Origin of the sequence: Variovorax sp. PBL-E5, from assembly GCF_901827185.1 — a bacterium.
In the GTDB taxonomy this organism is placed as follows: domain Bacteria; phylum Pseudomonadota; class Gammaproteobacteria; order Burkholderiales; family Burkholderiaceae_C; genus Variovorax.
In genome coordinates this window covers 3775332-3797818 of the sequence record NZ_LR594671.1, presented here as the reverse complement: position 1 = coordinate 3797818, position 22487 = coordinate 3775332, and the positions used below count along the sequence as shown (strand labels likewise).

Below are 22487 nucleotides of genomic sequence, written 5' to 3'. Positions count from 1 at the left end.
TCACAGATGAATGACGCCCTGCCGCACTGCATGGGCCACCGCGTCGGTGCGGCCCGTGGCATCGAGCTTGTCGAGCAGCGAGCCGACATGGAACTTGGCGGTATGGACCGAGATGCCCAGGCGCCGCGCGATCGCCTTGTTGGAGGCGCCCTCGGCCATCAGCGCCAGCACTTCGAGCTCGCGCTTGCTGAGCGCCGCATCGGCCAGTGCCGCGGGCGTCGCCGCATCGGCCGGCACCAGCGCCGCGTCGGCGGCCTCGCCGGCTTGCGCCAGGCGCAGGCCGGGCACATCGGCCAGCGCGGCCGCGATGCGTTCTGACAGCACCGGATCCGCGATCGCCAGTGCGATCACGACCGGTTCGGCGGCGGCGTTCGGGCTCAATCGGCGGGCCTTTCGCCGACGGTGAGCCTGGCTTCGGCAGGCTCGCCGGCGCGCTGCAGCGTGAGCGTGAGAACCGTGCCGACGCTGGCCGGGCCCAGCGCGCGCAGCAGCATCTGGATGCTGCGCACCGGCTGGCCGTTCCATGCCACGATCACATCGCCCTGGCGCAGCCCGGCCGCTGCCGCCGGGCCGTTCGCCGCCACGTTCATCACCATCGCGCCGACGCCCGAAGGGTTGAGCTTCACCGGCTGCAGGGCCAGCCCGAGGTAGCCGCGCGGCACGCGGCCATGGGTGGCGAGCAGCGAGGCGACGCGCTCGATCGTTGCCGCCGGGATCACGAGCACGCGCTGCCGCGGGCCGAACACGGCCATGCCGAATGCGCGGCCGCCTGCATCGACCACGAGGCCGCCTTCGGCGCTGCGCCGCAGCATCAGATCGAGTTCGATCCGCGCGTCGATGTCGCCGCCGCGAAGGCTGCGCCAGGCCGGGCCGGCCAGCGAGACCGTGCCGGCTGCGGACAAGGGACTGCCGTTCGAGGCGCCGACGGCCAGTGCGATCGCACCGGCTTGCGCCGCGGGCGCGGTGTCGAGCGCCACGGGCACCAGCGCCGCAGCCTCGATGCGCAGCAGGGCGATGTCGGTGCCGGGATCGCGGCCGGCCACCGCGGCCTGCACGCTGGCGCCGCCGGGCAGCACGAGCTCGACGGTCTCGTCTTCGGGCAGCGCCTCGTCGCAGGTGACGACGAGGCCGTCGCGCCAGACGAAGCCGCTCGCCCGCACGCGGCCCGCATGGACCGCGACCACGCTGCGCGATGCAGCGGCCACCGCGTCGACCATCGCCGCGGAAAGCTGCGCCAGGGGTGAAGCAAAAGAAGTGTCGGACATCGGATCTCCTTGGGTGGCTTCATTGTGCGAGGCCGCCCCGGGCCGCCGCTACTGCCCTGATGGGCAGGTGGGGCGTTATTGCCTGCCTCAATGGACCCTATTGAAGCCTTGTATTTGGAGATCGGCGCGCCGAGGCGTAGGCTTCCGCTTGCGCCGCTGTCCCGCGATGAACGACAGCGACGGTTCCGTTTGTACAGACCAACCCCTCCACAGGAGACCGACATGGGCTTGAAAGGATCGAGAACCGAGCAGAACCTGAAGGACGCCTTCGCAGGCGAATCGCAGGCCAACCGACGCTACCTGTATTTCGCGAACAAGGCCGACATCGAAGGCCAGAACGACGTGGCGGCGCTGTTCCGCTCCACCGCCGAAGGCGAGACCGGCCATGCGCACGGCCATCTGGAATTCCTCGAAGCGGTGGGCGATCCGGCCACCGGGCTGCCGATCGGATCGAGCCGGCAGAACCTCACGGCCGCAGTGGCCGGCGAGACCCACGAATACACCGACATGTACCCGGGCATGGCCAAGCAGGCCCGCGAGGAAGGCTTCGACGAGATCGCCAACTGGTTCGAGACGCTGGCCAAGGCCGAGCGCTCGCATGCCAACCGCTACACCAAGGCCCTGGACGCACTGGCCGATTAACTCCCAGGCTTCGCGCACTTCGTGTCGCTTCGCCAACCCCCTTGCAGGGGGCAACACCTGCGGACCGGCGGAGCCGGATCCGTGGTGTTTCACGAACGACCGCGTGACCGGGGTCACGGCGGTGTATTGCAAGGGCACTCATGAGCAATCGAGAAGGCAACCTCGAGGCGCCGACGCGTCATCCGGTGGACTGGAAGAACCCGGACTACTACGACCAGGCCGCCTGCGAGAAGGAGATGGAGCGGGTGTTCGACATCTGCCACGGCTGCCGGCGCTGCGTGAGTCTGTGCCAGGCATTCCCGAACCTGTTCGACCTCGTCGATGCGACCGAGGACGGCGAGGTGCATGGCGTGGCGAAGAAGGATTTCGCGCAGGTGGTCGACCAGTGCTACCTGTGCGACCTCTGCTACATGACCAAGTGCCCGTACGTGCCGCCGCATCCGTGGAACGTGGACTTCCCGCACATCATGCTGCGCGCTAAGGCCATCAAGTTCAAGCGCGGCGAAGTCGCTGCGGGCGAGAAGCTGCTGGCCTCGACCGACATCCACGGCCAGTTCGCGGGCATTCCGGTCGTGGTGCAGGCGGTCAATGCGCTCAACAGGACGCGGCCGGTGCGCAAGCTGCTCGACAGCGCGCTGCACGTGCATCCCGACGCGTGGCTGCCCGACCTGGCGACGAAGCGCTTTCGCTGGAGTGCGCCCGCCGACGATGTCGCCCGGCCGGTGGTGGACGGCGAGCGCACGCCCGGCAAGGTGGCGATCTTCTCGACCTGCTACGTGAACTACAACGAGCCCGGCATCGGCTTCGACCTGATCAAGCTGCTGCGGCACAACGCCATCCCCTACGTCGTGGTCGACAAGGAGAGCTGCTGCGGCATGCCGAAGCTGGAACTCGGCGATCTCGACGGCGTCGCCAGGCACAAGGAGGCCAACATTCCGGTGCTTGCGAAGTACGCGCAGGACGGCTTTGCGATCCTGTCGGCCATCCCTTCGTGCACGCTGATGTTCAAGCAGGAGCTGCCGCTGCTGTTCCCCGACGATGCCGACGTGAAGCGCGTGCAGCAGGCGATGTTCGATCCCTTCGAGTACCTGGTGGCGCGCCACAAGGACGGCCTGTTGAAGACCGACTTCAGCACGCCGCTGGGCAAGGTGAGCTACCACATCCCGTGCCACGGCCGGGTGCAGAAGATCGGCAAGAAGACCGAGGAGATGTTCAAGCTGATCGGGCAGGCGGTCAGCGTGCAGCTCAACACCGTCGAGCGCTGCTCGGGCCATGCCGGCACCTATGGCGTGAAGACGGCGACGCATCCGATCGCGATGAAGATCGGCAAGCCGGTGTTCAAGGCGATGGCGAAGGACGCGCCCGACTACATCAGTTCCGACTGCGCGCTGGCCGGCCACCACATCGCGCAGGGCATGGCACAGGATGCATTGCCGGCCGCGCGGCTGCAGCATCCGCTGAGCCTGATGCGCATGGCCTACGGCCTGGAGTGAACACGATGGCGATCACCAAAGAGAGTCTGATGACGCTGGAGGCCTACGCGAAGATCCGCAAGACCAGCACCGCCGAGTTCATCGCGCACCGCAGGCTGCGCACGGCGCATCTGGGCGAGCACATCAGCATCCAGTTCGAGGACGAGCGCACGATCCGCCGGCAGATCCAGGAGATGCTGCACATCGAGAAGATCTTCGACGAAGAAGGCATCCAGGGCGAGATCGACGCCTATGCCGCGCTGGTGCCCGACGGCACGAACTGGAAGGCGACGCTGCTGATCGAGTACCCCGATCCGCACGAGCGCAAGCGCGAGCTGGCGCGGCTGATCGGCGTGGAGGACCGCGTGTTCGTCGAGGTCGAAGGGCACGACCGGGTCTACGCGATCGCCGACGAGGACCTCGATCGCGAGAACGACGAGAAGACCTCCGCGGTGCATTTCGTTCGCTTCGAGTTCGGCAAGGCGGCGCGGGCGGCGGTGCGGGCGGGGGCGGGGGTCAAGCTCGGGTGCGACCACACGCACTATCCGGCGTTGATGACGATCGGGCCGGAGGTGCTGGCCAGCCTGGCGGGTGATCTGGTTCTTGCTCCCTCTCCCTCTCCCTCTGGGAGAGGGTTGGGGTGAGGGCGCCGGGCGTCTAGTACGGCTGCATGTTTTCTTGAGGCCGGAGCCGGGAATTCGCCCCGGCGGGCGAGTCACGTTCTTTGTCTCGCCAAAGAAAGTAACCAAAGAAAGGCGACCCCCACTGTGCGCGACCCCTGCGCTTCGCCACGGGGCAACCTGCGGTGCTCGCTTTTCGGCGCGCACAGAGGGGATGAGGGTCCACGCGCCATGGCGCGTATATGTGTTTCTCGGGCCGTCGCTTCGCTTGGCTGGAGAACAGCCAAGACAACCGAATGCCGCTGCTGATTGCTGATCGCACTTGTCGCCCGCCGGGGCGAATTCCCGGCTCCGGCCTTCGATCAAACGCAACGCACAAGGCAGAGGCCCGGAGCCCTCACCCCAACCCTCTCCCAGAGGGAGAGGGAGCAAGTCAATTCGAGACATCTCCGAACACGAGCTCCAGCGCTTCCCGCGGCAGCCGCCCGCGCAGCGCGATCGCCACCACTGCGGCACCGCCCGCCGGCGCCTCGGTCGCTCGCAGTGAGCCGTGCTTGCCTGCAAACTGAATCTCGGACCACTGTTCTGCGCCCGTGCGCACCAAGCCTTTCAGTCGCAGCAGTCCAGCCGGCGTATCCCGCAGCCATTCGCGCAGCGATGCCGCAGCGAAAGCGTGCCCGGGCCTGCAGGACCACGTGTCGAACAACTCGCCATGATCATGCGGATGATCGTGATCGTGATCGTGATCGTGATCGTGATCGTGATGGTCATGGTCATGGTCATGGTCATGGTCATGGTCATGGTCATGGTCATGGTCATGCCCACTACCACGCCCACGCCCCCCTGGCAGCACCAGCCCCTCGAGCAATGTCATCGGCACATGCGACTGCGTCGTCTCCAGCTGCGGCGTCTTCCCCGCAATCGTCGCGATCCATTCACGCACGCGCACGAGTTCTTCCGGCGCGACGAGGTCCGTCTTGTTCACCACGATCAGATCGGCCGCGCGCAGCTGCCGCTCCAGCGTGTCCGTCAACAGCGGATCGCGCGCCTGGTCCCGCACCGCACCCGCATCGACCAGCACGATCACGCCGTCGAGATTCAGCCCCGGATCGGCCATGCCCAGCTGCGCGATGCGCCATGGATCCGACACCCCGCTGGCCTCGATCACCACCGCGTCGAAAGGCGTCGCTGCGTCGAGCACCGCGATCAGCGCGCGCGACAGGTCGTCGCCGATCTGGCAGCACACGCAGCCGTTGGTCAGCGCGATGGTGTCGCCGCTGGCCGCCGCGATCAGCTCGGCATCGATGTTGAGCGCGCCGAAGTCATTGACCAGCACCGCGATGCGCCGTCCGCGCGCCTCGCGCAGCCAGCGGTTGAGCAGCGTGGTCTTGCCGGCACCGAGAAAGCCGCCGATCACCGTCAGCGGCAGCCGGCGCCGTGGCTGCTGCGGCGCCATGCCGCTCAGCCCCGGCGCGCCTCGAAGACGCGCCCCGACAGCACGGTGCCCCAGACGCGCGCCTCCTTCAGCTTGGCCGGGTCCATCGCGAGCGGGTCGTCCTCGAGCACGCAGAAGTCGGCGCGCTTGCCGCATTCGATGCTGCCGATCTCGTGGTCGAGCTTCAGCGTCCAGGCCGCGCCGAGCGTGATCGCGCGCAGCGCCTGCGGCACGCTGAGGCGTTCGGCTTCGCCCAGCACGCGGCCCTTGGGCGTGACGCGGTTGACCGCGCACCACGCGGTGAACAGCGGCCCGAGCGGCGTGACCGGCGCATCCGAATGGATCGCCAGCGGCACGCCGGCGGCGAGCGCGCTGCCGCAGGCATTGATCCGGTTCGCGCGGTCGGGGCCCATCGTCATCTCGTAGTGCTGGTCGCCCCAGTACCAGATGTGATTGGTGAAGAGGTTGGCGCACAGGCCGAGTGCGGCCATGCGGTGGAACAGCGGCGCATCGATCATCTGGGCGTGCTGCAGCGTGTGGCGATGGTCGGCGCGCGGTGCGCGCGCCAGCACGCGCTCGATGGCGTCGATCGCCGCCTCGCTGGCCTCGTCGCCATTGGTGTGCGTGTGGATGGTGAGACCGGCGCGGTGGTAGGTCTCGAAGTCGGTCTCGTACTGCGCCGGCGCGGTGACCCAGATGCCGTTGGGCGCGCCGTTGAAATGCCCGGGCCAGCGCAAGCGCGCCGAGAAGCCCTGGATCGAACCGTCGAGCATCATCTTGACCAGCCCGTAGCGCAGCCGGTCGGTGTTGCGCGGCATCAGGCCCCGCACGTGCTCGGCACCCAGCGCCGCGGCATGCGAGCCATGGAAGGCCTTGAACGCGGGCAGGATGCGCACGCTGAAACCCTCGTCCTGCGTGACCGTCTCGAGCACGCCGCAATCGACTTCGGTCAGCGCGTTGACCAGGTCGGTCGCCGTCGTCACGCCCTGCAGGCAGGCGAGGCGGCCGAAGGAGCGCACGCCGGCTTCGGTCATCGGCGCCAGCAGCCCGGCGTTGCCGATCTTGCGCAGCACCAGGAACATCGCGGCCGGCTCCTGCAACTCGCCGGTGGGTTCGCCGTCCGCCGCGCCGCCGGCAAACTTGACCACGCCTTCGACCTCGTTGTCGCGCGTGATCCCGGCCAGCCGCAGCATCGCGCTGTTGACGTTCATCAGGTGGCCGTTGGCATGGCTGATCACGATCGGGCGCGTGACGCTGGCGCGATCGATGTGCGCGACCGTCATGCGCTCGCCGCCGAAGTAGATCGGATCGAAGCCCCAGGCGATCAGCGGCTCGGTGGCGGGCCGGCCTTCGGCATCCATCTGCGCGGCGACCTCGGTGAGCCGCGCGACCACCGCGTCCATCGAGCGCAGGCCGCTCCACACCTTGCCCTGCGGATCGCGCCGGTCGAACCAGCCGAGGTACGCCCAGTCCCACATGCTGCCTTCCTTCAGATGGCAGTGGCCCTCGACCAGGCCGGGCATCAGCACCTTGTCGGCGAAGCGCGTGTCGAGCTCGAAGGCGCCCCAGGCCTGCATGTCGGCCAGCGTGCCGACCGACAGCACGCGTCCGTCGCGCACCGCGACGTGCGTCGCGGTCTCCTGCATCGGGTTCATCGTGATGATCTTGCGGGCGGGGTAGACGGTGGTGGAACTCATGGCGATATCGAAAGAAGAAAGGAAGGCGGAGAACAAGGCCTCAGGCCTCGGGCATCCGCAGGGGAGGGCGCGGCATGCCATCGACGAGGTCGACACGGCGGCAGCGCACCCAGTGGCCGGGCGCGGCTTCGCGCAGCGGTGGCAACTCGGCCGCGCAGGCCGGCTCGGCGACCGGGCAGCGGCCGGCGAAGCGGCAGCCCGCGGGCGGATCGATGGGGCTCGGCGGATCGCCCGTGAGCTTGATGCGCTGCGCCGCGCGGCGGCGCCCGCCGCCGACCGTCGGCACCGCCGACATCAGCGCGACGCTGTAGGGATGCAGCGGCTGCGCGAAGAAGGCGCGGCGCGGCGCGCGCTCGACGATCTGGCCGAGGTACATCACCGCGATGTCATCGCAGATGTGCTCCACCACCGCCATGTCGTGCGAGATGAAGAGGTAGGTCAGTCCGAGTTCGCGCTGCAGGCGCGCCAGCAGGTTGAGGATCTGCGCGCGGATCGCGATGTCGAGCGCCGAGACCGGCTCGTCGCACACCACCAGTTCCGGATTGGTGGCGAGCGCGCGCGCGATGTTGATGCGCTGGCGCTGACCGCCCGAGAACTGGTGCGGGAACAGGTGCTGCTGTTCCGGCCGGAGGCCGACCTGCTCGAACAGTTCGGCCACGCGGCGCGTGCGCTCGGCCGGCGTGCCGACCTTCATCAGGTCGAGCGGCGCGCGCACCGCGGCGCCCGCGCGTTCGCGCGGGTTCAGCGAGGAGAACGGATCCTGGAAGATGATCTGCATGCGCGTGCGCGCCTGGCGCAGCGCCTCGCCCTGCAGCGCGCCGAGGTCGGTGTCGCCGAGCTGCATGCGGCCGGCGGTGAACGGCGCGAGGCGCATCACCGCCAGCGCCGTGGTGGTCTTGCCCGAGCCCGATTCGCCGACCAGCGCGAGCGTGCTGCCGCGCCGGATGTCGAAGGAGACGCCGTCCACCGCCTTCACCACCTCGGCGGGCTTGCCCCAGCCGGTCTTGCGCGGGAAGTGGACTTGCAGATCGCTGACGGACAGCAGCGTGTCGGTGGTGACCGGCATCATGCGGCCTCCGCCATGGCTTCGGCATGCAGCCAGCAGGCCGCGCCGTGCGGCATCGCCGCATCGGTCGGCGCCACCAGCCCGTCCACCTGGAACATCGGCGGCACCTCGGTCGCGCAGCGCGGCATCGCATGCGGGCAGCGCTCGCGGAAGGCGCAGCCGGCGCCCAGCTCCCAGATCGACGGCACCACGCCCGCGATCTCGGCCAGCGCCACGCGCTCGCCGTGGTTCGCGGCCACGCTGCTGCCGAGTTCGGGCAGGCAGTCGATCAGCCCCCGCGTGTAGGGATGGCCGGGCTCGGACAGCACCTGCTCGGTGCTGCCCTGCTCGATCACGCGGCCCGCGTACATCACGATCACGCGGTCGGCCATCTCGGCCACCGCGCCCATGTCGTGCGTGATCAGCATGATGGCCGTGCCCCTGTCGCGCTGCAGGTCGCGCAGCAGGTCGAAGATCTGCGCCTGCACCGTCACGTCGAGCGCGGTGGTCGGCTCGTCGGCGATCAGGATGTCGGGCCGGCAGGCCAGCGCCATCGCGATCATCACGCGCTGGCGCATGCCGCCCGAGAGCTGGTGCGGATACTCGTCGACGCGCCGCTCGGGTGCGGGAATGCCGACCTGCTGCAGCATCTCGATCGCACGCTGGCGCGCGGCGCCGGCATCGAGGCCCGCATGCAGGCGCAGCGATTCGCCGATCTGGTCGCCGACGGTGAACACCGGGTTGAGCGAGGTCATCGGCTCCTGGAAGATCATCGAGATCCGGTTGCCGCGCACCGCGCGCATGCGGGCCTCGTCGGCGGCGACCAGGTCCTCGTCGTGGAACATCACACGGCCGGCGCTGATGCGGCCGGGCGGCGAAGGGATGAGGCGCAGCAGCGCCAGCGCGGTCATGCTCTTGCCGCAGCCCGATTCGCCGACCACGCACAGCGTCTCGCCGGCGCGGATCTCGAAGTCGACGCCGTTGAGCACCAGCGCCTGGCCGCGGCGCGTGCGGAATTCGACGTGCAGGTCCTGCACGCGCAGGATGGCATTGGCTTTGTCGGTGCTCATCAACGCTCCCTCAGTTTCGGGTTGAGGGCATCGTTGAGCCCATCGCCGATCAGGCTCACCGCGAGCACGGTGACGAAGATCGCCGCGCCCGGAAAGGCCACCGCCCACCAGCACGACAGCACGTACTGGCGGCTCGATCCGATCATCAGGCCCCAGCTCATCTGGTTGGGATCGCCGAGGCCGAGGAAGGACAGGCCGGCCTCGAACAGGATCGACACGCCGACCGCCAGCGTGGCCGACACCACCAGCGGCGGCAGCGCGTTGGGCAGGATCACCTTCCAGATGATGCGGGCGTCGCGCGCGCCGATGGCGCGCTCCGCGCGCACGAATTCCAGCCCGCGGTACTTCAGGAACTCGGCGCGCGTGAGCCGGGCCGTGCCGGTCCAGCTGACGATGCCGATCGCGATCGTGACGGTGAGCAGCGTCGGCGAGAACAGGGTCACCACCACCATCGCGAACAGCAGCGCCGGCAGCACCTGGAAGAACTCGGTGATCTTCATCAGGATGGCGTCGACCTTGCCGCCGTAGTAGCCCGCGAAGGCGCCGAGCGTGATGCCGATCGCGACCGACAGCAGCGCCGCCACGGCGCCCACCAGCAGGGTCGCGCGGCCGCCGTAGATCAGCGTGGTCAGCACGTCGCGGCCGAGGTAGTCGCTGCCGAGCCAGGCGTCCTCGGTGAAGGGCGGCGTGAGCGGCGCGGCCTTGATCTCGAAGGGGTCGGCCGGATAGACCCACGGGCCGGCGATGGCAACCGCCAGCACGATGAGCAGCATCACCATGCCGGCAATCGCCGAAGGGTTGCGCACGAACATGCGCATCGCCTCGACGGTCGGGTGCTCGACCTTGGGTACGGCGCGAGGCTTGGCGGTGGGCGAAGTGATCGCGGGGGAGCTCATGAGGTTTTGATCCGTGGGTCGATCAGGCGGTAGCACACATCGGTGAGCAGGTTCATCACGATCACCACCACCGAGGAAAACAGCAGCACGCCGAGGATGGTCGGGTAGTCGCGGCGCAGCACCGAGTCGAAGGCCAGGCGTCCGAGGCCGGGCCAGTTGAACACCGTCTCGACCAGGATCGCGCCCGCCAGCACGTTGCCGAACTGCAGCCCGAGCACGGTCACGACCGGCAGCAGCGCGTTGCGCAGCGCGTGCTTGTAGAGCACCACGCGATCGGCCAGGCCCTTGGCGCGCGCGGTGCGGATGAAGTCGGCGCCCAGCACGTCGAGCATCGACGAGCGCGCGAGGCGGCTGTACTGCGCAAGGTAGACCAGGCCCAGCGTCACCATCGGCAGCACCAGATGCTGCAGCACGTCCAGCATGTCCATCACGCCGCCGCCGCTCGCATCGGCCGCGCGCATGCCCGACACCGGCAGGATCGGGATCAGCGAGGCGAACAGGATGATCAGCATGATGCCCATCCAGAACACCGGCGCGGCGAAGCCGATCATGCTCAGCACCGTGATGCACTGCGACAGCAGCCCGTTGGGCTTGCGCGCCGACAGCACGCCGAGCGTGGTGCCGACCACGAAGGCCATCAGCACCGAGCTCAGCACCAGCAGCAGCGTGGCGGGCACGCGCTCGGCGATCATCGAGCTCACGGGCAGGTTGAAGAAGTACGAGTAGCCGAGGTCGCCGCGCACCACCTTGCCGAGGTAGACCGCGAGCTGCACGGGCAGCGGCTTGTCCAGCCCGTACTGCGCGCGCAGCTGCGTGCGCAGCTCGGGGCTCATGCCGCCGCTGGCGCCGGCGATGGTTTCCACCGGGTCGCCCGGTGCGGCGTGCACCAGCACGAAATTGAGGACCACCACCGCGAGCACCAGGGCCACGCCCTGGAGCACGCGGAAAAACAATTGACGCGCGAGATTCATGGGCGGCTACTTGAAGTAGACCTCGTCGAAGGGCGACATCGGCCCCCAGATGGTGGTGGGCACGTTCGCAACCTTCTTGACGGTGGCCGTGTGGTACGGGATCTGGTTGATGAACAGGATCGGCAGCTCGTCGGTCACGATCTTCTGGAAGGTCGCGTAATAGGCCTTGCGCTGGGTCGGATCGACCAAGCCGCCGGCGGTGTTGAGCAGCTCGTCCACCTTCGGGTTGTTGTACGACTGCGTGTTGGTCCAGACGATCGGCTTGATGTTGGTCGACAGGTAGGTGCGCGCCACGCCGATCACCGGATCGCCCCAGTTGAACACCGCGTCCATCGACATGTCGAAGTCATGGGTCGCCATGCGCTTGGCCCAGGCCGGGAAGTCGGCCGAGGCGCGCACCTCGACCGTGATGCCGACTTTCTTGAGCTGGCCGCGCAGGTACTCGGCCACGGTCTTCTGCTGGTCGTCGCCGCCCGGCAGGTAGTCGACGGTGAGCTTGAAGCGCTCGCCGCCGGCGCCGGCCTTGTAGCCGGCGTCGTCGAGCATCTGGGCCGCCTTCTTGAGGTCGTAGGGATAGCGCACCAGGTCGGTGGTCGCGAAGGGGCTGCTGGCCACGATCGGGCCGTCCGACACGGTGGCGAAGCCGCCCATCAGCGCCTTGACGATGAAGTTCTTGTCGACCGCGGTGGCGATCGCCTTGCGCACGCGCACGTCCGACAGCGGCTTCTTCGCGGTGTTGAAGGCCAGCCAGTTGAGCGCGCCGATGCCTTCGTAGCCCTTGGCCGTGAGCGCGATCTGCGGATTGGACTGCAGCCGGCGCAGGTCGGTCGCCGCGGTGACGAAAGGAATCATCTGGATCTCGTCGCGCTCCAGGCTCAGCACCAGCGTGGCGATGTCGGGCGCCATGTTGATGACGATCTTGTCGAGGTAAGGCTTGCCGGGCAGGAAGAACTTGTCGAAGCGCTCCATCACGATGCGCTGCGAGGGATTGAACTCGGTCACGCGGAACGGGCCGGAGCCGATCACGTCGGTGCTGTTGCGCGGGTGGTTCTTCAGGTCCTGGCCGTCGCCGTAGATGTGCTTGGGCAGGATCGGGCACAGCGCCGGCGACATGGCCAGCACGATCGCCGGGTGCGGCGTGCTCATGCGGATGATGGCGGTGTAGGGATCGGGCGTGTCGACCTTCTCGACCGGACCCATCATGGTCTGGAACGGGTGGTTGGCCTTGATCGCCATGACGGTGAAGGCGACGTCGGCCGAGGTGACCGGCTTGCCGTCGTGGAACAGGGCGTCATGGCGCAGGTTGAGCGTGAGCGACTTGCCGTCCTCGGCCAGCTTCCACGATTCGGCGAGATAGGGCTGCGGGTTCCACTTGTCGTCGAAGCGCAGCGGGCTCGCGAAGATCTGCGTCGAGGGCACGGCGGTGGCGACGCCCGACTGCACGGCGCCGTTCAGGTGCCGGGCCGTCTGCGTGCTGCCGATGACCAGCGTGCCGCCGCGCTTGGCTTGCTGCGCCAGTGCGCCCAGCGGCAGCAGCGAGCCCGAAGCCATCAGTGCGACCGACGAGAGCACGGCGGTGCGGCGGGTGGGATGGAAATGCGACATGACGGACACCTCGTGAAGTTCTTCGGCAAAGATGATCGACCATAACGGCCGCGAGGTCGAAGATATTCGTTCCATCGATGCCGGCGAAGAGCCACGTCCACGCGACCCGCAGGGCCAGAAATCGCGGGTTTGTCCTGTTGTGCACCACAGCAATGCGTTGGCCGCGCGGATGCGCGAGCCCGGTGCGCCGACGCCTATTTCTCGTCGCGCAGCCAGTACCACTTGTAGAGCATGCGCTGGCCGATGCGGCGGAAGGGCGCGAAGGCCGGCGACTCGACCAGGCCCAGCACGTTCGGGAAGGGCAGCGGCGACTTGTAGATCGGCAGCTCGAACACTTCGCGGCCGCTGTCCTTGCCGGCCACGCGCTCGGCCAGCCGCTTGCCGGCCCAGGTCGAGAACGACACGCCATTGCCGCCGTAGCCGACCGCATACCAGATCTTCTTGCCCGCATCGGGCTGGGTGATGCGCGGCATCATGTCGTGGCTCACGTCGACCCAGCCCCACCACGAGTACTCGATCGGAATGCCGGCCAGCGGCGGGAACTTGCGCGCGATGGCATCGGTGAGCAGCTTCAGGTGCACCGGGTCTTCCGCATCGGCGCCGCTGACCGAACTGCGGCTGCCCAGCTGCAGCCGGTTGCCCTTGAGGAGGCGATAGTAGAAGCGCAGCGTGCGCGTGTCGGTGAGGAAGGTGAGCGACCTGAAGTTGGTCGCCTCCAGTTCCGCATCGGTCAGCGGCCGCGTCACCACCGAGTTCGAGAGGATCGGCATGATCCGGTTGCGCAGCAGCGGATTGAGTCCCTGGCCCGTGTAGCCGCCGGTGCATACCGCCACGCGCCTGGCGCGCACCGTGCCGCCAGGCGTGCGCAGGTGGTGCACGCCGTCGATGGTCTGCCAGCCCTGCACCGGGCTCGAGGTATGGACCTTCACGCCGAGCGCGCGCGCCTTTCGCATCAGGCCGAAGGTGAACTTCAGCGGATGGATGCCCACGCCTTCGGCCTCGAGCATCGCGCCGGCGGTTTCGCGCTCGTCGCAGTACTCGCGCCGCACTTCCTCGGCCGTGAGCATGCGCGTGTCGTAGCCGAACTGCTCGCGCATCACGCGCGCTTCGCTCTCCAGGCCCGCGAGCTTCTCGGGCCGGTGCGCAAGGAAGAGGTGGCCGCCGTCGTAGGCGTCGCAATCGATCTGTGTCGTCAGGTGCCTGAAGTTCTCGAAGCCGCCGCGGATCTCGGCATCGAGCCGGCGCGCGACGTCGATGCCCCAGCGCGCGATCCACTGCGAGCGCTTGAGGCGCCCGCTCGCGTTCTGGCCCTGGCCGCCGCTGCGGCTGGAGCAGCCCCAGGAGGCCTGGTTGGCCTCCAGCACCGTCGCGGCGATGCCGTGCTCCTGCGCGAGGTAGAGCGCGGTCGACATGCCGGTCGCGCCCGAGCCGATGATGGCCACGTCGACATCGATGTCGCGCATCACCGGGCCGTCGTCTTCCGGCGGCGCGCCGGCGCTGGCCACCCACCAGGTGGGCGCGTAGGCGCGTCCGGCGCCGGGGTCGGGCGCCACCAGCGGGTCGTAGCGCGGGTCGTAGGGCTTGCGCGCGGGCGAGGCGGGTCCGCTGGCGAACTGCGCGGTGCCGGTCGTGGTCATGAACGCTCCCGGAATGGACTACTTGGCGGCGGGCAGGTTGGGGCGTGCCTTGCGGAACACGTTCTTGAGCTGGATCTTGCCGTCCTTGAAGGTGAAGACGTCGATGCCGTCGGTCTCGATGCGGCTGCCGTCCGCGGCGGTGCCGGTGAAGGTCCACTGCGAGGTGCCGAAGTCGCCGTGAACGAAGTGCTGGCCGTTGCGCCATTGCGCATCGGGCACGGCTTCCCAGGCGGCGGCGAAGGCGCGGCGCACGGCGGCGGTGCCGGTGATCCGCGCGCCGCAGGCCTCGGCGCCGCCGGCGGTCTGGAACACGCAGTCCTCGCTCATGAAGCTCATCAGCGCGTCGATGTCGTGGCGGTTCCAGGCGTCGCTGAAGGCGGCCAGGGTGGCGGTGGTCACGGGGGCGGTGGTGGATGCGGTCACGCGGAAACTCCTCAGATGAATGGGGTCAAGGGTAGGGAGCCGTCGCGTGGAGCGGTAGGGCCAGATGCGGGGATTCGACCGAGCCAGTGGCCCCGACTGGTTCTAAACTTCCCGCACCATGCCGAATCCGCGATCGACCCAATGGGCCCAGCTCTTCGCGCTGCCCGACCAACCCGGCCTGCCGCTGCAGGGCCGCCTGCGCGCCGCGGTGGTCCAGGCCATCCTCGAAGACCGCCTGACCTCCGGTGCGCCGCTGCCTTCGTCGCGCGAACTCGCGGCGCTGCTCGGCCTGAGCCGCAATACCGTGACCTCCGCCTACCTGCAGCTGATGGACGAAGGCTTTCTCGAAGCGCGCCCGCGCAGCGGCGTGTTCGTGGCGGCCAATGCGCGGCCGCTGTCGGCCGCGCTGGCCGAGCCGCTGGTGGGCCGCAGCGGCCAGTCGGGCCTGCCGCCGGACTGGTCGGCGCGCGTGCGGCGCTCGCTGCTCGATCGGCCCACGCTGTCCAAGCCCGAGCGCTGGCGCGACTATCCCTATCCCTTCGTCTACGGCACCTACGATCCGCAGCTTTTCCCCACCGAGGACTTCCGCGAATGCTGCGCGCGCAGCCTCGCGCGCTCGCAGCTGCCGCACTGGACGCCCGACTTCGAGACCGACGACGTGCCCGACCTCATCGAGCAGATCCGCACGCGCCTCCTGCCCAAGCGCGGCGTGTTCGCGCTCAAGGAAGAGATCCTCGTCACCCTCGGCGCGCAGCATGCCTGCTACCTGCTGGCCGATGCGCTGTTCGACGAGAACACCCGTGTCGGGCTGGAAGAGCCCGGCCATCCGCATGCGCGCAACAGCTTCGCGCTGCGCAAGCCCAAGTGGGTCGAGATCGACGTCGACGAGGAGGGCCTGGTGGTCGATGCGCTGCCGGCCGCCGACTATCTGTTCGTCACGCCCTCGCACCAGAGCCCGACCACCGCCACGCTGAGCCTCGAGCGCCGCCAGTGGCTGCTGCGCAAGGCCGAGCTGCAGGACTTCGTGATCATCGAGGACGACTACGAGGCCGAGAATCTTTATGAAGGCGCGCCCATGCCGGCGTTGAAGAGCCTGGACAAGACCGGCCGCGTGATCTACGTCGGCTCGGTGTCCAAGAGCCTGTCGCCGGCGCTGCGGCTGGGCTTCATCGTGGCGCCGCGCGCGCTGATCAAGGAACTGCGCGTGATCCGGCATGCGATGGTGCGGCATCCGAGCGCCTTCCTGCAGCATGCCTATGCGCTCTTCCTGTCGCTCGGCCATCACGAGTCGCATGCGCGGCGCGTCAACCATGCGATGCAGGAGCGCCTCGCGCTGGCCGCGCAGGCGCTGCGCGATCACCTGCCCGATTTCGAATTCACGATGCCGCAGGGCGGCGCCTCGCTGTGGGTGCAGGCGCCGACCTGGGTCGATGCGGCGGAGCTGTCGCTGATGGCGCGCAGCCACGGGGTGCTGATCGAGGCGGGGGATGTGTTCTTCGCCAAGCCGCCGTATCCGTGTCCCTTCTTCCGGCTGCGCCTGTCGTCCATCGCTTCGGCGCAGATTCCGGCGGGGATCCGGGCGCTGGGACTGGCGGTGGAGGAACTGGCGCAGGCGCGCGGCGAGAAGCGGGCGCCTGCCAGCCGGCCGCATTGACCGGCCCGCAATGCACCGCCACCGTGCGGCGCCCAGCGCCAGCGCACCACAACAAGGGTAAATCCCAGCCCCCTGGCTCCATGCCAACGCGCAGGCTGGCCCTTCCGACCCGCGCCGCTTGGGTGCAAAGTCGCTTCCAGTTCACCTCAAGGAGAAACAGATGAACGTGCCTCGTCTCATGCTTCGATACGCCGCCCTGGCCGCCGCGATGTTCTGCGGTGCCGCATTCGCCCAGACCAAGGAGGTCACGATCGCCCACCAGGACATGCTGGACCCGTACCGCATCGTCATGGAATCGGGCGAACTCGAGAAGGCGACCGGCTACAAGATCAACTGGCGCATGTTCGGCGGCGGCGGCGACGTGATCCGCGCGATGGCCTCGGGCGACGTCCAGATCGGCGAGGTCGGCTCGGCCGGCATCACCGCGGCGGCGACCCAGGGCCAGGACATCAAGCTGTTCTGGATCCTGGACGACATCGCCGACGCCGAGGCGCTGGTTGCGCGCAACGGCTCGAACATCAACAGCGTCAAGGACCTCACGGGCAAGAAGGTCGCCACGCCCTTCGTCTCGACCTCGCACTACCAGCTGATGGTCGACATGAAGGCCGAGGGCGTCGATGCCAAGACCGTGAACGTGATGAACCTGCGTCCGCCGGAAGTCGCGGCCGCATGGGAGCGCGGCGATATCGATGCCGCATTCATCTGGGATCCGGTGCTGACCAAGATCAAGGCCAACGGCAAGGTCATCGCGACCTCGGGCTCGATCGGCAAGAAGGGCTATCCGACCTTCGACGGCATGGTCGTCAGCTCGAAATGGGCCGCGGCCAACGAAGGTTTCATGGTTGCGCTGGTCAAGGCGCTGGCCAAGGCCGACGAGGAATACCGCAGCAACACCGCGAAGTGGACGGCCGATTCGCCGCAGGTCAAGGCGGTCGCCAAGTGGACCAAGGCGGATGCCGCCAACGTGCCCGCGGCGATGGCGCTCTACCGCTTCCCGACGCTGGCCGAGCAGGCTTCGCCCGCCTGGCTGGGCGGCGGCGCCGCGAAGGCGATGACCAACACCGCGGCGTTCCTCAAGGAACAGAACCGGATCCAGGAAGTCAAGCCGAGCTACGCGGACTTCGTGACCACGACCTACGTGCAGAAGGCAATGGGCAAATAAACGTACTCCCCCAGGCTGCGCGCACTTCGTGTCGCTTCGCCAACTCCCTCACCGGGGGCAACACCAGCGGCCCGGCAAAGCCGGTTCCGCGGTGTTTCGCGAAGGGGCGCGACGTTTCGCAGGGTATGGGTCACTGGTTTTCTGCATGGAGCGCTGAGATGCCAACATTGGACATCCGTGAATTGACGGTCAACTACGCGGTGAAGGGCGGCACGCTGCAAGCGCTCGCGCCGGTGAACCTGACGATGCGCGACGGCGATTTCGTCGTCGCGCTCGGCGCCTCGGGCTGCGGCAAGACGACGCTGCTCAATTGCATCGCCGGCTTTCTGCCGGCCTCGACCGGCGACATCCTGCTCGACGGCAAGCCAGTGGTCGGCCCGGGCGCGGACCGCGGGGTCGTGTTCCAGAAGCACGCGCTGATGCCCTGGCTCAACGTGCGCGACAACGTTGCGCTCGGCCTGCGCCTGACGGGCGTGGACAGGGCCCGGCGCGACCGCGTCGCGGCCGAGAAGCTGGCGCTGGTGGGCCTCGAGAAGTACGGCGACAACGCCGTCTACGAGCTCTCCGGCGGCATGCAGCAGCGCGTGGGCATTGCGCGCGCGCTCGCCTCCGATCCGGCGGTGCTGCTGATGGACGAGCCGATGGGCGCGCTCGATGCGTTCACCCGCGAGACCGTGCAGGAGATCCTGCTGCGCGCCTGGTCGGCGACCCACAAGATGGTGTTCTTCATCACCCACTCGGTCGAAGAGGCCCTGTTCCTCGCGACACGCCTGATCGTGATGAGCCCCAGCCCCGGACGCATCTCGCACGTCTACGACAACGTGCCGTTCTCGCGCCAGTTCCTCTCGCACGGCGACGCGCGCCGCGTCAAATCGGAGCCGGAGTTCATCCGCATGCGCGAAGAAGTGCTTTCCATCATCCACCACCGCGAGCCTGCGGCTCGCGCCACTGCGGAGGCCGATCATGTCTGAGGTCGCACAACCCGCCGTCATCGCGGTCCCGCCGGCCGCAGGCGCTCCCGCGCAGCTCAAGACCAGCTCGTTCAAGGTGCCGGGCGCCGGCAACAGCGCCACGATCAGCGTCGTCACGGTGATCGCGCTGCTGGTGCTGTGGTTCCTGGTCACCAACCTGGGCCTGGTCAAGCCGCTCTTCCTGCCCTCGCCGCAGGCGGTGTTCCAGCAGTTCTACGACTACCTGACCGGCCAGGCCAACGACAAGCCGCTGGCGCAGCACTTCACGGCCAGCATGCTGCGCGTGTTCTCGGCCTTTATCCTGGCCTGCCTGACGGCGATCCCGCTGGGCATCGCGATGGGCATGAGCCGCGTGGTGCGCGGCATCTTCGATCCGCCGCTGGAGTTCTACCGCCCGCTGCCGCCATTGGCCTACCTGCCGCTGATCATCATCTGGTTCGGCATCGACGAAGTGCCCAAGGTGCTGCTGATCTTCCTGAGCTGCTTCGCGCCGCTGGCGCTGGCCGCGCGCGCGGGCATGCGCAGCGCCTCGCAGGAGCAGATCAACGCGGCCTACTCGATGGGCGCGAGCTACATGCAGGTGATCCGCCACGTGATCCTGCCCTCGGCGCTGCCCGACATCCTGATCGGCATGCGCATCGCCATCGGCTTCGGCTGGACCACGCTGGTCGCCGCCGAGATGGTGGCGGCCAATGTCGGCCTCGGGCAGATGGTGCTCAATGCATCGAACTTCCTGCGCACCGACATCGTCATCATGGGCATCATCGTGATCGGTGTCGTGGCCTACATGTTCGACCTGCTCATGCGCTGGGTCGAGCGGCGGCTGGTGCCGTGGAAGGGTCGGATGTAAGGCCGACGCCGGGACATCCGCTGCCGGCGCGGCCCGCGGCCGGCCTCTACCGGCCGCCGCGGCCCGCCTGCAGCGAAGGCGCCGCAAGGCCGATCTCGTCGGGTTCGGGCGAACGCCCGATCCACCACGCGCACACCGCCGACACCGCGCCCGCGAACACCACGTACCAGCAGATCAGCCACGGATCGCCGCCGCCCGACTTGAGCAGTGCGGTCGCGATGATCGGCGTGATGCCCGAGGCGAAGATGCCCGAGAACTGGTAGACGAAGGAGATGCCGGTGTAGCGCACCTTGGCATCGAAGAGATCGCAGAAGAGCGCGGCCTCCGGCGCATAGACCGCCGCGTACAGGATGCCGAAGGGCACGACGATCGCCAGCCAGATCAGGAGCACGTTGCCGCCGCTGTGGGTCATCAGCCAGAAGCCGGGGAAGGCCGACAGCGCGGTGATGATCGAGCCCCACATATAGACCTTCGGGCGACCATGCCGGTCCGACATGCGGCCGAAGTAGGGAATGGCAAAGCACATCACCACCGCCGCCGCCATCACGCCCAGCAGCGAATCGGTGCGGCTGATCTTGAGCGTGCTGGTGAGGTAGTTGATCGAGAACACCGCGAACACGTTGAAGAAGACACCGTCGATGTAGCGCGCGCCCATGCCCTTCAGGATGTTGCCGGGGTAGCGCCGCAGCATGTCCATGAATGGAATGCGCGATTCGGCGTTGCGCGCCTTCAGCGCCGAGAACTCCGGCGTCTCCTGCACGCGCAGGCGGATGTACATGCCGACCACCACCATCACGCCCGACAGCAGGAAGGCGATGCGCCAGCCCCAGGCCAGGAACTGCGCGTCGGTCAGCAGCGAGGACAGCAGCGCCACCACGCCGGAGGCCATGCACAGCCCGACGGCCAGGCCGATCTGCGGCAGTGAGGCGTAGAAGCCGCGCTTGCCTTTCGGCGCGTACTCGTAGGCCATCAGCACCGCGCCGCCCCATTCGCCGCCCAGGCCGATGCCCTGCGCGACGCGCAGCAGCAAAAGCAGAAGCGGCGCCGCGACGCCGATCTGCGCATAGGTCGGCAGCAGGCCGATCAGCAAGGTCGAGATGCCCATGATCATCAGCGTGATGATCAGCATGCTCTTGCGGCCGATGCGGTCGCCGAAGTGGCCGAAGATCACGCCGCCCAGCGGCCGCGTCACGAAGCCGACCGCGAAGGTGGTGTAGGCCAGCAGCGTCGACACCACCGGGTCGCTGCCCGGAAAGTAGAGCTTGTTGAAGACGATGCCCGCGACCACCCCGTAGAGGAAGAAGTCGTACCACTCGATGGTGGCGCCCACGATCGCCGACATGACGACCCTGCGAATCACCTTCTCGTCAATTGCACTCATGTGTTGTCTCCATTGAAGTGTCTTAGTGAATGCCCGTGCGGGCCCGGATCTCTCGCAAAATCAGTGCGGTCTGGCGGCGTCCTCGCGAATCATGTCGACGGCCTTCTCGGCCATCATCACGGCCGGCGCGTTGGTGTTGCCCGAGACCAGCGTCGGCATCGCCGAGCAGTCGATCACGCGCAGGCCGCCGATGCCGTGCACGCGCAGCCGCGCGTCGACCACGGCCAGGGGGTCGCTGCCCATGCGGCAGGTGCCGGTGGGATGGAAGATCGTGGCGCCGTTGTCGCGGCAGAAGGCGAGCAGCTCGGCATCGCTGGCCGCGCCCGGGCCGGGCTTGACCTCGCGCTTCACATAGGGCCGCATGGCCGGCGACTCGGCGATGGCGCGTGCGGCTTTCATACCCGCGACGGCGGTCGCGCGGTCGAGCTCGGTCGACAGGTAGTTGGGCTGCATCTCGGGCGGCTCGAAAGGGTCGAGCGAGCGGATGCGTATGTGGCCGCGCGACTCCGGCCTGAGCTGGCAGACCGAGAAGGTGAAGCCCGAGTACGGATGCACCTTGCCGCCGGCCATGTCGGCCGACAGCGTGGCGACATGGAACTGGATGTCGGGCGTCGCGGCCACGGGTCGCCCCTCGGCATCCTTGAGTGCGCGCATGAAGCAGCCGCCCTGGTTGATGCCGACCGCCAGCGCGCCGGTGCGGTGCAGCAGCCACTCGATGCCGAGCTTCGCCTGGCCGACCCACGAATTGAGCTGGTCGTTGGTGGTGATCGGCTTGGTGCACTCGTAGCCGAGCCGGATCTGCAGATGGTCCTGCAGGTTCTCGCCGACGCCCGGCAGGTCGTGCAGCACCGCGACGCCGCGCGCCTCGAGCAGTGCACGCGGCCCGATGCCCGAGAGCTGCAGCAACTGCGGCGACTGGATCGAACCGGCCGCGAGCAGCACCTCGGCATTGCAGCGTGCGGTCTTCATCTCGCCGCCCTGTCGATAGCGCACGCCGACCGCGCGCCGGCCCTCGAACACGAGGCCGGCCGCGAAGGCATCGGTCTCGATGCGCAGGTTGGGCCGGTGCCGCGCCGGCACGAGGTAGGCCTTGGCCGTGCTGCAGCGCCAGCCCTTGAAGGTGGTGAGCTGGTAGTAGCCGGCGCCTTCCTGCGCGGCGCCGTTGAAATCGCCGGTGCGTGGCACGCCGATCTGCTGCGCGCCGTCGATGAAGGCCTCGATCAGCTCGTGCTTCGCGCTGATGTCCGAGACCTTCAGCGGGCCGGCGCCGCCATGGAAGGCATCGCTGCCGCGCTGGTTGCCTTCGGACTTGACGAAGTAGGGCAGCACGTCGTCATAGCCCCAGCCCGCATTGCCGAGCGCGGCCCAGTGGTCGTAGTCCTCGCGCTGGCCGCGGATGTAGATCAGGCCATTGATCGCGCTCGAGCCGCCCAGCGTCTTGCCGCGCGGCCAGTAGATGCGGCGGCCGTTCATGTTCGGATCGGGGTCGGTCTCGAAGCGCCAGTTGTAGGTGGCGCTCCACATCGTCTTGCCATAGCCGATCGGCAGGTGGATCCACAGCGAGCGGTCGGCCGGCCCGGCCTCCAGCAACAACACGCGCGTGCCCGGGTCTTCGCTCAGCCGGCCGGCCAGCACGCAGCCGGCGGAACCGGCACCCACGACGATGTAGTCGAACGCTTCACTCATTCAGA

Annotated in this window: 20 protein-coding genes; 7 read left to right on the top strand and 13 right to left on the bottom strand. The window is 68.2% G+C overall.

All coding sequences use genetic code 11. The annotated features are described in order from the left end of the window. Positions 1-381 carry a response regulator transcription factor gene (locus tag WDLP6_RS35120; RefSeq protein WP_162568619.1) on the bottom strand — a complete coding sequence of 127 codons (381 nt, stop codon included), beginning with the start codon at positions 379-381 and terminating at the stop codon, positions 1-3. After that, positions 378-1265 (bottom strand): S1C family serine protease, encoded by an 888-nt coding sequence (locus tag WDLP6_RS18475; RefSeq protein ID WP_162593524.1) that lies wholly within the window; start codon positions 1263-1265, stop codon positions 378-380. The genes WDLP6_RS35120 and WDLP6_RS18475 overlap by 4 nt, the downstream gene beginning before the upstream one ends. Positions 1266-1487: 222 nt before the next feature. Here WDLP6_RS18475 and WDLP6_RS18470 point away from each other — a divergent pair, with 222 nt between their 5' ends. The 3 genes from WDLP6_RS18470 to WDLP6_RS18460 all read left to right on the top strand — a co-directional run bounded on the left by WDLP6_RS18470 (position 1488) and on the right by WDLP6_RS18460 (position 4023). Next, complete coding sequence (locus tag WDLP6_RS18470) at positions 1488-1907, top strand: rubrerythrin family protein (RefSeq protein WP_162593523.1); 420 nt, start codon at positions 1488-1490, stop codon at positions 1905-1907. Between the two features lie 140 nt (positions 1908-2047). Then, positions 2048-3400, top strand: coding sequence for a (Fe-S)-binding protein (locus WDLP6_RS18465; protein WP_162593522.1), 1353 nt, complete (start codon positions 2048-2050; stop codon positions 3398-3400). Between the two features lie 5 nt (positions 3401-3405). After that, entirely contained in the window at positions 3406-4023 is a 618-nt protein-coding gene (locus WDLP6_RS18460; RefSeq protein ID WP_162593521.1) for a DUF3501 family protein, read from the top strand. 409 nt (positions 4024-4432) lie between these two features. On the opposite strand, the gene WDLP6_RS18455 is transcribed toward WDLP6_RS18460, so the two are convergent. From WDLP6_RS18455 to WDLP6_RS18415, 9 genes are all read right to left on the bottom strand, one after another. Beyond that, on the bottom strand, positions 4433-5455 hold the full coding sequence (locus WDLP6_RS18455; protein ID WP_162593520.1) for a CobW family GTP-binding protein: 1023 nt from the start codon (positions 5453-5455) through the stop codon (positions 4433-4435). 5 nt (positions 5456-5460) lie between these two features. Then, a complete protein-coding gene (locus WDLP6_RS18450; protein ID WP_162593519.1) occupies positions 5461-7131 on the bottom strand; it encodes an amidohydrolase in 1671 nt (556 codons plus the stop codon). 40 nt (positions 7132-7171) lie between these two features. After that, complete coding sequence (locus WDLP6_RS18445; protein ID WP_162593518.1) at positions 7172-8200, bottom strand: ABC transporter ATP-binding protein; 1029 nt, start codon at positions 8198-8200, stop codon at positions 7172-7174. Next, positions 8197-9246: an ABC transporter ATP-binding protein gene (locus WDLP6_RS18440; RefSeq protein WP_162593517.1), complete on the bottom strand. Its 1050-nt coding sequence runs from the start codon at positions 9244-9246 to the stop codon at positions 8197-8199. Before WDLP6_RS18440 ends, WDLP6_RS18445 begins: the two co-directional genes overlap by 4 nt. Next, on the bottom strand, positions 9246-10142 hold the full coding sequence (locus WDLP6_RS18435; RefSeq protein ID WP_162593516.1) for an ABC transporter permease: 897 nt from the start codon (positions 10140-10142) through the stop codon (positions 9246-9248). The genes WDLP6_RS18440 and WDLP6_RS18435 overlap by 1 nt, the downstream gene beginning before the upstream one ends. Then, positions 10139-11113 carry an ABC transporter permease gene (locus WDLP6_RS18430; RefSeq protein WP_162568609.1) on the bottom strand — a complete coding sequence of 325 codons (975 nt, stop codon included), beginning with the start codon at positions 11111-11113 and terminating at the stop codon, positions 10139-10141. The genes WDLP6_RS18435 and WDLP6_RS18430 overlap by 4 nt, the downstream gene beginning before the upstream one ends. A 6-nt stretch (positions 11114-11119) precedes the next feature. Next, on the bottom strand, positions 11120-12664 hold the full coding sequence (locus WDLP6_RS18425; RefSeq protein ID WP_232077482.1) for an ABC transporter substrate-binding protein: 1545 nt from the start codon (positions 12662-12664) through the stop codon (positions 11120-11122). A gap of 248 nt (positions 12665-12912) precedes the next feature. Next, on the bottom strand, positions 12913-14355 hold the full coding sequence (locus tag WDLP6_RS18420) for an NAD(P)/FAD-dependent oxidoreductase (RefSeq protein ID WP_162593514.1): 1443 nt from the start codon (positions 14353-14355) through the stop codon (positions 12913-12915). 18 nt (positions 14356-14373) lie between these two features. Then, the gene (locus WDLP6_RS18415; protein WP_162593513.1) at positions 14374-14778 is read right to left on the bottom strand and encodes a nuclear transport factor 2 family protein; all 405 of its coding nucleotides are present in this window, start codon (positions 14776-14778) and stop codon (positions 14374-14376) included. Between the two features lie 118 nt (positions 14779-14896). Between WDLP6_RS18415 and pdxR the strand changes: the two genes are divergently transcribed. The 4 genes from pdxR to WDLP6_RS18395 all read left to right on the top strand — a co-directional run bounded on the left by pdxR (position 14897) and on the right by WDLP6_RS18395 (position 19415). Then, complete coding sequence (pdxR, locus tag WDLP6_RS18410; protein ID WP_162593512.1) at positions 14897-16432, top strand: MocR-like pyridoxine biosynthesis transcription factor PdxR; 1536 nt, start codon at positions 14897-14899, stop codon at positions 16430-16432. A 160-nt stretch (positions 16433-16592) separates the two neighbouring features. Then, the gene (gene tauA / locus WDLP6_RS18405; protein ID WP_162568604.1) at positions 16593-17594 is read left to right on the top strand and encodes a taurine ABC transporter substrate-binding protein; all 1002 of its coding nucleotides are present in this window, start codon (positions 16593-16595) and stop codon (positions 17592-17594) included. Between the two features lie 158 nt (positions 17595-17752). Beyond that, on the top strand, positions 17753-18565 hold the full coding sequence (locus tag WDLP6_RS18400) for a taurine ABC transporter ATP-binding protein (protein ID WP_162593511.1): 813 nt from the start codon (positions 17753-17755) through the stop codon (positions 18563-18565). Continuing rightward, entirely contained in the window at positions 18558-19415 is an 858-nt protein-coding gene (locus WDLP6_RS18395; RefSeq protein WP_162568602.1) for an ABC transporter permease subunit, read from the top strand. The genes WDLP6_RS18400 and WDLP6_RS18395 overlap by 8 nt, the downstream gene beginning before the upstream one ends. 46 nt (positions 19416-19461) lie before the next feature. On the opposite strand, the gene WDLP6_RS18390 is transcribed toward WDLP6_RS18395, so the two are convergent. Beyond that, entirely contained in the window at positions 19462-20796 is a 1335-nt protein-coding gene (locus tag WDLP6_RS18390; protein ID WP_162593510.1) for an MFS transporter, read from the bottom strand. Between the two features lie 60 nt (positions 20797-20856). After that, the gene (locus WDLP6_RS18385; protein ID WP_162593509.1) at positions 20857-22482 is read right to left on the bottom strand and encodes a GMC family oxidoreductase; all 1626 of its coding nucleotides are present in this window, start codon (positions 22480-22482) and stop codon (positions 20857-20859) included. Positions 22483-22487: the final 5 nt, after the last annotated feature.

Excerpts from the sequence above, each read along its gene's own strand:
- WDLP6_RS18475 (WP_162593524.1), bottom strand. The coding sequence starts at position 1,265 with ATGTCCGACACTTCTTTTGCTTCACCCCTGGCGCAGCTTTCCGCGGCG.
- WDLP6_RS18470 (WP_162593523.1), top strand. The coding sequence starts at position 1,488 with ATGGGCTTGAAAGGATCGAGAACCGAGCAGAACCTGAAGGACGCCTTC.
- WDLP6_RS18465 (WP_162593522.1), top strand. The coding sequence starts at position 2,048 with ATGAGCAATCGAGAAGGCAACCTCGAGGCGCCGACGCGTCATCCGGTG.
- WDLP6_RS18460 (WP_162593521.1), top strand. The coding sequence starts at position 3,406 with ATGGCGATCACCAAAGAGAGTCTGATGACGCTGGAGGCCTACGCGAAG.
- WDLP6_RS18455 (WP_162593520.1), bottom strand. The coding sequence starts at position 5,455 with ATGGCGCCGCAGCAGCCACGGCGCCGGCTGCCGCTGACGGTGATCGGC.
- WDLP6_RS18450 (WP_162593519.1), bottom strand. The coding sequence starts at position 7,131 with ATGAGTTCCACCACCGTCTACCCCGCCCGCAAGATCATCACGATGAAC.
- WDLP6_RS18445 (WP_162593518.1), bottom strand. The coding sequence starts at position 8,200 with ATGATGCCGGTCACCACCGACACGCTGCTGTCCGTCAGCGATCTGCAA.
- WDLP6_RS18440 (WP_162593517.1), bottom strand. The coding sequence starts at position 9,246 with ATGAGCACCGACAAAGCCAATGCCATCCTGCGCGTGCAGGACCTGCAC.
- WDLP6_RS18435 (WP_162593516.1), bottom strand. The coding sequence starts at position 10,142 with ATGAGCTCCCCCGCGATCACTTCGCCCACCGCCAAGCCTCGCGCCGTA.
- WDLP6_RS18430 (WP_162568609.1), bottom strand. The coding sequence starts at position 11,113 with ATGAATCTCGCGCGTCAATTGTTTTTCCGCGTGCTCCAGGGCGTGGCC.
- WDLP6_RS18425 (WP_232077482.1), bottom strand. The coding sequence starts at position 12,664 with ATGGCTTCGGGCTCGCTGCTGCCGCTGGGCGCACTGGCGCAGCAAGCC.
- WDLP6_RS18420 (WP_162593514.1), bottom strand. The coding sequence starts at position 14,355 with ATGACCACGACCGGCACCGCGCAGTTCGCCAGCGGACCCGCCTCGCCC.
- pdxR (WP_162593512.1), top strand. The coding sequence starts at position 14,897 with ATGCCGAATCCGCGATCGACCCAATGGGCCCAGCTCTTCGCGCTGCCC.
- tauA (WP_162568604.1), top strand. The coding sequence starts at position 16,593 with ATGAACGTGCCTCGTCTCATGCTTCGATACGCCGCCCTGGCCGCCGCG.
- WDLP6_RS18400 (WP_162593511.1), top strand. The coding sequence starts at position 17,753 with ATGCCAACATTGGACATCCGTGAATTGACGGTCAACTACGCGGTGAAG.
- WDLP6_RS18395 (WP_162568602.1), top strand. The coding sequence starts at position 18,558 with ATGTCTGAGGTCGCACAACCCGCCGTCATCGCGGTCCCGCCGGCCGCA.
- WDLP6_RS18390 (WP_162593510.1), bottom strand. The coding sequence starts at position 20,796 with ATGAGTGCAATTGACGAGAAGGTGATTCGCAGGGTCGTCATGTCGGCG.
- WDLP6_RS18385 (WP_162593509.1), bottom strand. The coding sequence starts at position 22,482 with ATGAGTGAAGCGTTCGACTACATCGTCGTGGGTGCCGGTTCCGCCGGC.